The organism is Streptomyces sp. NPDC057010 (assembly GCF_042673805.1).
Classification (GTDB): Bacteria; Actinomycetota; Actinomycetes; order Streptomycetales; family Streptomycetaceae; genus Streptomyces.
Map to the genome: position 1 here is coordinate 62,719 of NZ_JBHUSC010000007.1, position 10,756 is coordinate 73,474.

8 protein-coding genes are annotated in these 10,756 nt (G+C 72.1%); 4 read left to right on the top strand and 4 right to left on the bottom strand.

Annotation, left to right across the window (positions count from 1 at the left end; all coding sequences use genetic code 11):
* Positions 1 to 84: 84 nt before the first annotated feature.
* The 3 genes from recQ to ACFTXQ_RS10400 all read left to right on the top strand — a co-directional run bounded on the left by recQ (position 85) and on the right by ACFTXQ_RS10400 (position 6,541).
* On the top strand, positions 85 to 2,088 hold the full coding sequence (gene recQ, locus ACFTXQ_RS10390) for a DNA helicase RecQ (protein WP_382638082.1): 2,004 nt from the start codon (positions 85 to 87) through the stop codon (positions 2,086 to 2,088).
* A gap of 140 nt (positions 2,089 to 2,228) precedes the next feature.
* Positions 2,229 to 3,170 carry an NAD-dependent epimerase/dehydratase family protein gene (locus ACFTXQ_RS10395; protein WP_382638084.1) on the top strand — a complete coding sequence of 314 codons (942 nt, stop codon included), beginning with the start codon at positions 2,229 to 2,231 and terminating at the stop codon, positions 3,168 to 3,170.
* Positions 3,171 to 3,184: 14 nt separating this feature from the next.
* Complete coding sequence (locus ACFTXQ_RS10400; protein WP_382638086.1) at positions 3,185 to 6,541, top strand: aminotransferase class I/II-fold pyridoxal phosphate-dependent enzyme; 3,357 nt, start codon at positions 3,185 to 3,187, stop codon at positions 6,539 to 6,541.
* Between the two features lie 10 nt (positions 6,542 to 6,551).
* On the opposite strand, the gene ACFTXQ_RS10405 is transcribed toward ACFTXQ_RS10400, so the two are convergent.
* From ACFTXQ_RS10405 to ACFTXQ_RS10420, 4 genes are all read right to left on the bottom strand, one after another.
* Complete coding sequence (locus ACFTXQ_RS10405) at positions 6,552 to 7,130, bottom strand: ImmA/IrrE family metallo-endopeptidase (RefSeq protein ID WP_382638088.1); 579 nt, start codon at positions 7,128 to 7,130, stop codon at positions 6,552 to 6,554.
* Positions 7,127 to 7,573 (bottom strand): helix-turn-helix domain-containing protein, encoded by a 447-nt coding sequence (locus ACFTXQ_RS10410; protein WP_382638091.1) that lies wholly within the window; start codon positions 7,571 to 7,573, stop codon positions 7,127 to 7,129. Before ACFTXQ_RS10410 ends, ACFTXQ_RS10405 begins: the two co-directional genes overlap by 4 nt.
* 298 nt (positions 7,574 to 7,871) lie before the next feature.
* Positions 7,872 to 9,029: an MAB_1171c family putative transporter gene (locus tag ACFTXQ_RS10415; RefSeq protein WP_382638094.1), complete on the bottom strand. Its 1,158-nt coding sequence runs from the start codon at positions 9,027 to 9,029 to the stop codon at positions 7,872 to 7,874.
* Between the two features lie 42 nt (positions 9,030 to 9,071).
* A complete protein-coding gene (locus tag ACFTXQ_RS10420; protein ID WP_382638096.1) occupies positions 9,072 to 9,797 on the bottom strand; it encodes a TetR-like C-terminal domain-containing protein in 726 nt (241 codons plus the stop codon).
* 278 nt (positions 9,798 to 10,075) lie between these two features.
* Between ACFTXQ_RS10420 and ACFTXQ_RS10425 the strand changes: the two genes are divergently transcribed.
* A complete protein-coding gene (locus tag ACFTXQ_RS10425; protein WP_382638098.1) occupies positions 10,076 to 10,657 on the top strand; it encodes a hypothetical protein in 582 nt (193 codons plus the stop codon).
* The last annotated feature ends 99 nt before the right edge of the window (positions 10,658 to 10,756 follow it).

Sequence of the window (10,756 nt, forward strand, 5' to 3'; positions counted from 1 at the left end):
CACGGGCCGGGCGCGCCCGTGAGGTTGTCCACAGGTTCCGGTGGCCGGGCCCGGCGTGTCGGCGGCTGCCGTTACGCTACGTGAATGGCCCTTTCGGATGTTTCCCCCGAGATCTCCGATGCTCTGCAGGTGCTCCACCGCGTCTTCGGCTACAGCTCCTTCCGCGGTGAGCAGCAGCAGATCATCGAGCAGGTCGTCGGCGGCGGCGATGCCCTCGTGCTCATGCCGACCGGCGGCGGCAAGTCGCTCTGCTACCAGATCCCGGCGCTCGTCAGAGAGGGCACGGGCGTCGTCATCTCGCCGCTCATCGCGCTGATGCAGGACCAGGTGGACGCGCTCACCGCCCTCGGGGTCCGGGCCGGCTTCCTCAATTCCACGCAGGACCCGTACGAGCGGCAGGCCGTCGAGCAGGCCTTCCTCGGCGGCGGGCTGGACCTGCTCTACCTGGCTCCCGAGCGGCTGCGCACCGAGAGCACCCAGCGCCTGCTCGACCGGGGGACGGTGTCGCTCTTCGCGATCGACGAGGCGCACTGCGTCGCCCAGTGGGGCCACGACTTCCGGCCCGACTACCTCGCGCTGTCCATGCTGCACGAACGCTGGCCGAAGGTGCCGCGGATCGCCCTGACGGCGACGGCCACCGAGGCCACGCACGCCGAGATCGCCGCGCGCCTGGGCCTGCAGGACGCCGAGCACTTCGTCGCGAGCTTCGACCGGCCGAACATCCAGTACCGCATCGTCGCGAAGAACAACCCGCTCAAGCAGCTGCTGGAGCTGATCCGGACCGAGCACGAGGGGGACGCCGGGGTCGTCTACTGCCTCTCGCGGTCCTCCGTGGAGAAGACGGCGGCCTTCCTGGTCGAGCAGGGCATCGACGCCGTGCCGTACCACGCGGGGATGGACGCCCGCGCCCGTGCCGCGAACCAGTCGCGCTTCCTGCGGGAGGACGGGGTCGTGGTGGTGGCCACGATCGCCTTCGGCATGGGCATCGACAAGCCGGACGTGCGCTTCGTGGCCCACCTCGACCTGCCGAAGTCGGTCGAGGGCTACTACCAGGAGACCGGCCGGGCCGGCCGCGACGGCGAGCCGGCCACGGCATGGCTGGCGTACGGCCTGCAGGACGTGGTCCAGCAGCGCAAGATGATCGACGGCTCCGAGGGGGACGAGGCGCACCGCCGCTCCCTCGCCCGGCACCTGGACGCCATGCTCGCCCTGTGCGAGACGGTCGACTGCCGCCGGGAGCGGCTGCTGGAGTACTTCGGTCAGCTGGGCGGCCCCTGCGGCAACTGCGACACGTGCCTGACGCCGGCCGAGTCCTGGGACGGCACGGTCGCGGCGCAGAAGCTGCTCTCCGCGGTGTGGCGGCTGGCGCGGGAACGGCGCCAGAAGTTCGGCGCCGGCCAGATCATCGACATCCTCCAGGGCAAGAAGACCGCGAAGGTCATCCAGTTCGACCACGACGCGCTGTCGGTCTTCGGCATCGGGGAGGACCTGAGCACCGCCGAGTGGCGAGGCGTCGTACGGCAGCTGCTGGCGCAGGGGCTGCTGGCGGTCGAGGGCGACTACGGGACGCTCGTGCTGACGGACGCCAGCGGCGAGGTGCTCGGCGGCCGCCGCACCGTCCTGATGCGGAAGGAGGCGGCGCCGGCCGCCCCGTCCCGCAGGGAGCGCGGATCGCGCTCCGGGCGGGCCGCCCGCGTCCCGGTCGACCTGCCGGCCGCCGCCGTGCCCGTCTTCGAGGCGCTCCGGGCCTGGCGGGCCGCGACGGCGCGCGAGCAGGGGGTACCGGCGTACGTGGTCTTCCACGACGCGACGCTGCGGGACATCGCGACGCGCCTGCCCGCCACGGTCGAGGAGCTCGCCACGGTCGGCGGCGTCGGCGAGGCGAAGCTCACCAAGTACGGCGAGGGCGTCCTCGACACGCTGGCGGAGTGCGGCGCCGCCGAACCCGCCCCGCCGGTCCCCGTCCCCGCCGCGGCCGGCCCGGCGCTCGCGGCGTCGGTGCCGGCGGCCCGGCCCGCGGAGCCGCACGACGAGGAGCCGCCCTTCGACCCGGACGAGGTGGACCCGCCCTGGGACGACTGGCAGTAGCGGCGGTGCCGTACGGCAGGGTGTGCCCGCCAATGCGCCGGAACATCCCAGTCCGCAGTTTCGGAAAGTGTCCGGTGAGCATGCCAAACGAGGCCGAGCAGCATGGTCTGCGAGGTCCGCGCTCGCGCTAGTGTGCGCGTGTGAGCCTTCATATCGTTATAGGTTTCGGTCCCGCCGGCGCTGCCACTGCCCGACTCCTGGTCGAACAGGGCCATTCGGTAAGGGTGGTCACCACCTCGGGCAGAAGCCCGGAACCCGGAATCGAACACGTCGCGCTGGACGCGAAGGACAGCGAGCGGCTGACCGAAGCCGCACGGGGCGCGGCCGCCATCCACAGCTGCGCCGCGCCGCCCTACCACCGCTGGGCGGGCGAGTGGCCGCCGCTGGCCGCGTCGCTCTGCGCCGCCGCCGAGGCCACCGGCGCCGTACTGGTGATGCTGGGGAACCTCTACGGCTACGGCCCCGTGGCCGGTCCCATGACGGAGGAGCTGCCGCTCGCCGCGACCGGCACCAAGGGGCGGGTACGCGCCGCGGTGTGGGAGCAGGCGCGGGCCCTGCACGAGCAGGGCCGTATCAGGGCGGTCGAGGTGCGGGCCTCGGACTTCTTCGGACCCGGCGTGACCGAGGGCGGCCACCTGGCCGGGCGGGTCATGCCACCGCTGCTGCGCGGCAAGCCGGTCTCCACGCTGGGCGACCCCGACGCCCCGCACAGCTGGACCTACCTTCCCGACGTGGCGCGGGCCCTGGTCGAGGTCGCGGGCGAGGAACGGGCCTGGGGCCGCGCCTGGCACGTTCCGACGGAGCCCGCGGCGTCCGTCCGGGAGATGGTCGACCGCCTCGCCGCCCAGGCCGGATCGGGGCCGGTCGCGGTGCGCGGGCTCCCGTCGGCCGTCCTGGGCGTGGGCTCGCTTTTCTCCCCGCTGCTGCGCGAACTCAAGGAGATCCGCTACCAGTTCGACCGGCCGTTCGTCGTCGATTCGAGTGCCTACGAAGCCGCCTTCGCGGTCCGGGCCACCCCCCTCGACGAACAGGTCAAGGCGACCGTGGACTGGTGGCGCGAGCGACTGGCAACCACCGGGTGACAGCTGAGAGGGGGATGGATCCCGCAGTGGACTCAAGGGCGGCGCGGCCCGACGACATAGCCATCGTGGGGATGGCGTGCCGGTTCCCGGGAGCGCGCAATGTGAACCAGTACTGGCGGCTCCTGACGGCGCCCCAAGCACAGTTCTCCGGCATCCCGGACTCGCGGTGGCGCGCCGCCGCCTTCCTCAGCGACGACTTCCGTGACACCTCATCGGCCTACACGGACACCATGGCGCTGCTCCCGGACGTGGACCTCTTCGACGCGGCGCACTACGGCATACCGCCGCGGCGGGCCAGGGCGATGGATCCCCAGCACCGGCTGCTGATCGACCTCGCCCGTGAGGCGATCCAGGACGCGGGCTGGGAGGCCGACGGCTTCGACCGCGAGGAGACCTCGGTGATGACGGCGATCACCGAGAGCGGCTACCGCGAGCTCAGCACCATGCGGATACGGATGCGGCAGCTGGCCGGCGGCGAGTTCGGGGCGCGGGCGACCGGCTCCGGCCTCGCGGAGACGGTCCGCGCGGTCGACGCGCTGCATGGCACGTCCGTGGCCGGGCTGCTGCTCAACATGGGGCCGAACACGATCAGTTCGGTCTTCGACCTGCACGGCGAGAGCTACGCCCTGGACTCGGCCTGTTCCGGTGGCCTCATGGCCGTGGCCAACGCCGTGCACGCCCTGCGCGCGGGCCGGACCCGCATCGCGCTCGCGGGTGGCGCCCAGCTGATCCTCGCCCCGGACCTGCTGGTGGGGCTGTGCCGCGTGGGCGCCCTCTCCCGCAGCGGCAGGTGCCTGCCGTTCGGCACGCAGGCCGACGGCTTCGTCCTGGGGGAGGGCGGCGGAGTGCTGGTGCTGCGGCCCCTGGCCGACGCCCGGGCTGCCGGCGATCGGGTCTACGCGGTGATCCGGGGGGTGGGAACGGCCAATGACGGGAGGGTGCAGGGCGGTATGCACCCCCAGGCGGTCGGCCAGCTCCGCACGCTGCGCCGCGCCTACCGGGACGCGGGCCTCGCCCCCGGCGCCGTGGACTACCTGGAGGCGCACGGCACCGGGACCACGGTCGGCGACCCCGTCGAGCTGGACGTCCTGCGCGAACTGCGCGGCGGGCACGCCGAGCCCGCCTTCCTCGGCGCCGTGAAGGCGGTGGTCGGGCACTCGCTGAACTCCGCGGGGATAGCCGGGCTCGTCAAGTCGGTCCTGGCCGTGCAGCGCGGGGTGATACCACCGCAACCGGAGTTCGACCTGGCCGACCGGGCCGGGCTCGATGCCGCGCGGCTCACCGTCCCGACGGCACCGACCGCCTGGCCGCGGACCGGCCGGCCGCGCCGGGCCGGGGTGAGCGCCTTCGGCTTCGGCGGCACCGGCGTCCACCTGGTGGTCGAGGAGTGCGCCACGGCACCGGCCGCCCCGCCGGACCCGGCCGCAGGACCGCACCTCCTGGTCCTCAGCGCCCGCGACCGGGAAGGGCTGGCCCGCTACGCCCGCGAACTGGCGCACACCCTCACCGAGGACCGGCTCCCGCTGGCCCGGGTGGCGGACACCCTGGCCCGCCGGGCCCCGCTCGCCGAACGCCTCACCCTGGAGGCGCGGGACACGGCCGAAGCCGCCGCCCGGCTGACCGAGGCCGCCGAGGCCGTGGCTGCGGGCGGCGACCACACCGGCCCGGAGCGCGAGGACACCGGCCCGGGGCTCCGCCCGGCCAAGGAGCGCGTACCCCCCTGCACGCTGCCGCCGAGTCCGCTCGCCCCGCGCCGCCACTGGGTCGTGGACGAGTCGGCGCGCGAGCTGCCGGACCCGGCCGGGCCGACGGATCCGCCCGAGGTCACGCAGGCCCCGGTACCGGCCCCGGCACCGACAGCGGCGCTTTTCGACGGCGAGTCCGCGGCGGCCATCGTGCTCGAAGCGGTGTCGCGCACCGGGGTCTTCCCGCTCTCCGACGTGGGCGAGCGCATGACGCTGGTCAACGACCTCGGCTTCGACTCCCTGATGCTGCAGGAACTGGAAGTCACCATCGCCAAGCGGGTACCGGACTTCCGGAGCGAAGAGCTGTTCTCGCGCGAGCTCACCGTCGGCCGCCTGATCGAGCTGGTCGATCCGGACCACGAGGGGGAGCCGGCCCCCTCCGCGGCGCCCCTCCCGGAGCCGCCGGCGCAGTGGCGGGCCGGGACGGCGAGCGTCGACGACTTCCCGGAAGTGGCCGAGTTCGAGGAGCGCTTGGGCGTGGTCCTCGGCAGCGGGGAGAAGTTCCCGTACTTCCGGGTCCACGAGGGCAACATCCGCGATACGACGGTGATCGACGGGCGTACGTACCTGTCCTTCGGAAGTTACAACTACCTCGGGCTCTCCGGGCATCCCGCGATCAACGAGGCGGCCCACCAGGCGGTGGACCGTTATGGCACCTCGGTCTCCGCCAGCCGCGTGCTGTCGGGCGAACGGGAGCTGACGGTACGTCTGGAACGGGCGCTGGCCGGGTTCCTCGGTGTCGAGGACTGCCTGACGCTGGTGAGCGGCCATGCCACGAACGTCACCGCGATAGGGCACCTCGTGGGCCCCGGGGACCTCGTCGTGCACGATGCGCTCGCGCACGACAGCATCCTGCAGGGCTGCGCCCTGTCCGGGGCGGCCCGCCGCCCCTTCGCCCACAACGACACCGGTCAGTTGGAGCACATGCTGCGGCTCAACCGCTCACGGTTCCGAAGGGTGCTGATCGCCGTCGAGGGCGCCTACAGCATGGACGGCGACCTCGTCGACCTGCCCGCCGTGATCGAGCTGAAGAAGCGGTACGGCGCCCTGCTGATGGTCGACGAAGCGCACAGCATCGGCACCGTCGGCGAACACGGCCGAGGAGTGGGCGAGTTCTTCGGCGCCGACCGGTCCGACGTGGACCTGTGGATGGGCACCCTCTCCAAGGCCTTCGCCGGCTGCGGCGGTTACCTCGGCGGCTCGGCCAGGATGGTGCGCTGGCTGCGCCACACCCTCCCCGGCTTCGTCTACAGCGTCGGCCTGACCCCGCCCAACGCGGCCGCGGCGCTGGCCGCCACCGAGCTGATCGCCGCGGAACCGCACCGGGTGCGCGCGCTGCGGCGCAACGCCGAGCTCTTCCTGGGCCTCGCCGCCTCGGCGGGCCTCGCGACCGGCTCCAGCGCCGGCACCCCGATCGTGCCCTGCATCCTCGGCGACTCGGCCAAGACCCTGCGGGTCGCGGGCCGGCTGTTCGACCGTGGCGTCACCGCCGATCCGATCTTCCACCCCGCGGTGGAGGAGGGGCTGTCGAGGCTGCGCTTCTTCCTCACCAGCGAACACCGCGAGGACGACATCAGGCGCGCCGTCGCGATCCTGGCCGAGGAGGTGGCGGCCGCCGGGCCCTGAGCGCCCCACGTCAGATCAGGGTGCGTTCGATCCGGCTGAGCACGGCGCTCGTTCCGGGATCGGCGCCTTCCTCGGCTTCGGCGTCCGGGGACGGGCCGTGCCGCTGCTCGGCGTTGCCCATCCGCTGCGAGAGCAGATAGGCGATGATCTCCGCCTCCTGTTCCTGGACGTCGTCGTACGTCGCCCGCAGGAGCATGTCCCGTACGAGGTCGGGGTCGAGGTCGGGGAACAGGAGGCGGGCGGCCGCCTCGTCCAGCCCGCCGGCCCCGCGATGGCAGCAGATGATGTGGCCCAGCTCGTGCAAGATGATGTGCTCCTGATGCGCGCTGGTGGTGTTGGCGTCGTAGAAGATCAGGTCCTCGTCGCGCGCGGCGACCCACATGCCGCACGGGTGCGAGGAGGGCATCTGCATCGGGACCAGGACGATGGGGCGGCCGCGGACCTCGCCGAGGTGGCGGCACAGTTCGGCCACGTCGGTCGCCTGCGGGAGGTCGAGTTCGGCGATCCGCTGCGCGCCGGCCTTCCGGAGCTTCTTGAGCTGGCTGCGGCGGTCCTGATCGGCCGAGCGCTCCTTCCTGGCGCCCCTCATTCCGGCTCGGAGGAGTCGGTGACGGGCGGAAGGCCCTGCATCTGCCGGTACTGGTCCATGATGGCCGTGATGGCCTGGAGGTTCTCCTTCTTCATCCCGGCGGCCCGCATCGCCACGGCCCGGACCCCGGACTGCCGCAGCGCCTCGATCGCGGCGAGCTGGCTGAGTACCGACTCGGCGACCTGGTCGTCGAAGAAGTAGGCGACGGAGACGCCGAAGAAGCGTGCGAGGGCGGAGAGGAGGTCGGGTGAGGGATTGGAGCGCTTCCCCGTCCGCAGCTGCGACAGGTACACGCCCCCGACCTTGAGGTCGGGGTTGGCCCGCTTCAGCTCCTCCGCCACCTCGGCGTTGGTCCAGTGCTTGCCCTTGGGACGGACCGTCTTGAACAGGTCGTCCAGGCGCACGGCGAGCAGGGGCCGGTCGTCGGCCTCGGTATCGGTCATGGTGAATCTTCCTCCCGTCACCTCCTCGGTATAGCCCTTGGCTATACGCCAGTTTCACAGATTAGCGGTCAGTTGACAATTGGCCTGGACTGCGCCAACGTTGGGTCTCGCCGATAGCTGGCAGCTAACTTGGCCGACGGGGGTTGCCAAGTTGGGTGCGGACATCGGACTGGCCCGGCCCTCGGGGGAGAGGCCGGGCCAGTCCGGGCGGGAGCCACCCGTCCGGCCCGAAAGGAAAGCGGGGGAACGGGGGATGTCCCGCCCGGTTTGACGGGGGATGCAAACCGGGCGGGAACTCTCAACTCGCGGTGCCGAGCTTACTGTAGGCGGCCGCGACTTTGGTGAGCCAGGCCACTTCCGCCGTGAAGTTGTCCGTGTCGCGATCGTCGAACTCGCCGTCGTCCTTGCTGTCCTGGGGGACGGTTCCGGTCCGCTTGGCGACCAGAGCCTGCTTGATCTGCGCCGCTTCCGTGAACGCCTGCCGCGACTCCTCGCTCGCCTCCTGTTCCGAACCGCCCGAGCCGTGGGTGGTCCGGTCGATGTAAGGGCGCAAATCCCGCCACCCGTCCCGGATTTCGACGACCCGCCGGTGCAGGCGGTAGTCGAGGTCGGAAACGGAGGCGGAGGCGCCGGGCGGCTCCAGGGCGATGTCCGGGGAGGACTCGTACAGGTCCCGCCAGAGCGGATAGAGCGCCCGGTAGGACCGGTAGGTGCGCGCCCACTCCAGGAGCCGGGTGGCCGAGGGGCCCCAGGAGGACATGGTCAGGCTCAGCGAGAGCATGACGATGCCCACCGCGCTGAAGACCGAGGCGGCGACCTTCCAGGCGCCGATGTCGACACCGCTCGCCGCGGTCAGGATGTTGACCGTCCTGGCCAGGCAGTAGAGGAAGAGCACCACCGCGGTGACCGACAGGAGCCGCAGGGCCTGCCGCAGCGAGGCGTTGTCCGTCATCCGGGCGTAGGGGCCGCACTGCCGGTAGATGGATACGCAGGGAACCGCCTGGGAGACGATGAAGACCAGCAGGTAGGTCAGGAGCAGCGGCTCGCTGCTGCCGTCGAAGTCCGAGGTGGGCCTGCCGGGACCGTCGGCGAGGAAGAAGAGGGCCGTCAGCAGCACGTCCAGGGCGATGCCGGTGATCAGCCAGTAGCGGGTCCTGCGCACCGTTTCCTCGTCCGCCGCCGCCCAGCGCAGCAGGATGATCTGTGCGCTGACGCAGAAGGCGACCGCCGAGAGGTGCATGACGAGGACGGCGAGGTTGCCGACGCCCAGGAAGCTGTCGCCCCCCAGGGCGACGGCGCCCATCGTGAAGGTGAGGCACTGCAGCAGCAGCGTGGCGATCAGCGTGCGGTAGGCGCTGTCCCGCCAGCTGCGGCGGGCCTGCGTCAGCCGGTATATGAGCGCCGCGTACGACGAGAGCGCCGCTATGACGAAGCAGAGGGTTCTGGTGGTGTTCACGACCTGGTTTTCTGCACGTGCCGCGCATGCACGGCGGACGGGTCAGTCGGTGGTCTCGCCCAGGGGGACCTCGAGCCCGATGCTCTCGGCCGCCACGGCGATGGAGTAGTCGAAGAACGCGGCCTCGTCGCTGACGCTGTCGTGGGTCCGGCTGAAGACCTGGAAGACCAGGAGCCCGATCAGATTGCTCCACAGGACGATGCCGCGCTCGATGATGTCCGAGAACGGAGCCTCCGGCACACCCCCGAAGGCCTCCACGGCCGCCGGCAGGAGCAGCGGCGGGCCGGGCACCGTACGCCGCGGCGGGGTCAGCTCCCCGCCCATGAGCGCCGAGCGCACGATGCCGGCGAGGACCCCGGGCGTGCGCGAGGCGGGCGGGACCGTCTCCTGCGGGGCGTGGTAGCCGGGCACGGGCGAGCCGTAGATCAGCGTGAACTCGGCGGGGTGGTCGAAGGACCACTGCCGCAGCGCCCGCGTCACCGCGAGGAGCCGCGCGCCCGCAGTGGCACCGGCGTCCCCGGCGGCCCGGTCGGCCTGCTCCATCGCGGCCCCGGAGGCGTCGTAGGCGTCGATGACCAGTGCGGTCAGCAGGTCGTCCCGGTGCGGGAAGACGGCTTCCACGTCGGCGACGGCGAAACCGCTGTCGCGCGCCACGGCCTCCAGGGACAGGCCTGCGGCACCGAGCTTCACCAGCTGCTGACGTGCGGTGTCCTTGATGACCGCCGACGGCTGCGGGTGGTCGGTGGTCGAACTCGTTGCGGAATCCATGGGCGGAACCGTACCGGCCGGGGCTCGGGGCCGTGAGCGCAGGCTCCCGGCGGCCCCGCGCGGGCGATCCGATCCGGCCACGGGGTGCCGTGCGGGGGGCTTTTTATCCGAGGTTTAGGGGGGTGTCAAGTCCCGACTTTCCGCAACATGACCGGGTTGTGCCCCCCGGGGCTTACTTGTGGTGCGGGAAGGAAACACCGGCAAACGGAAAGACCCCCACCGCACCGTCTCGAATCCCCGGGACACCTCAATTAATCAAGAATTGCTAGGAGAAGATCATGAACCGCAAGATTCGTATCGCCACCATCGTTGCTTCCGCCTTCATCGGTGGCGGGATCATCCTTCCGGCCACGGCCGCATCGGCGGCCCCGATGCCCGACCACGTCGTCGCCTTCGTCGAGGACGGCGGCGCCGGAGGCGCCGGAGGCAAGGGCGGTAGCGGCGTCGTCGGCGGCGGCGGTGGCGCCGGTGGTTCCGGTGGGGCCAGCCTCGAAGGCAAGGGCGGCAACGGCGGCAACGGCGGCGAGGGCGGCTTCGGCGTCGTGACCGGTGGTGGCGGCGGCGGCGGTGGTGGCGGCGGCGAGGGCAAGGAAGGCGGTAACGGCGGTAACGGCGGTGCCGGTGGAATCGGCCTCCTCGACCAGGGCGGCGGCGGTGGCGCCGGCGGTGGCGGCGGTGACGGCCGCGAGAAGGGTGGTAACGGTGGTAACGGCGGTAACGGTGGCCACAGCCTGAACGACGGCGGCGCCGGCGGCGCGGCCGGCAACGGCGGCAACGGCAAGATCGGCGGCAACGGCGGTAACGGTGGCGCCGGAGGCATCGGCCTCGGGATCAAGCTCCCGTTCAAGCTCCCCTTCTAACCGGACCCGGTCCGACGGGGTGGAGGCCTTGAAGGCCTCCGGGGGGGGCGGGCGGGCCGGCGGCGCCCGCAGCTCGCGGGGGCGGGGCCGGGGCCCCGA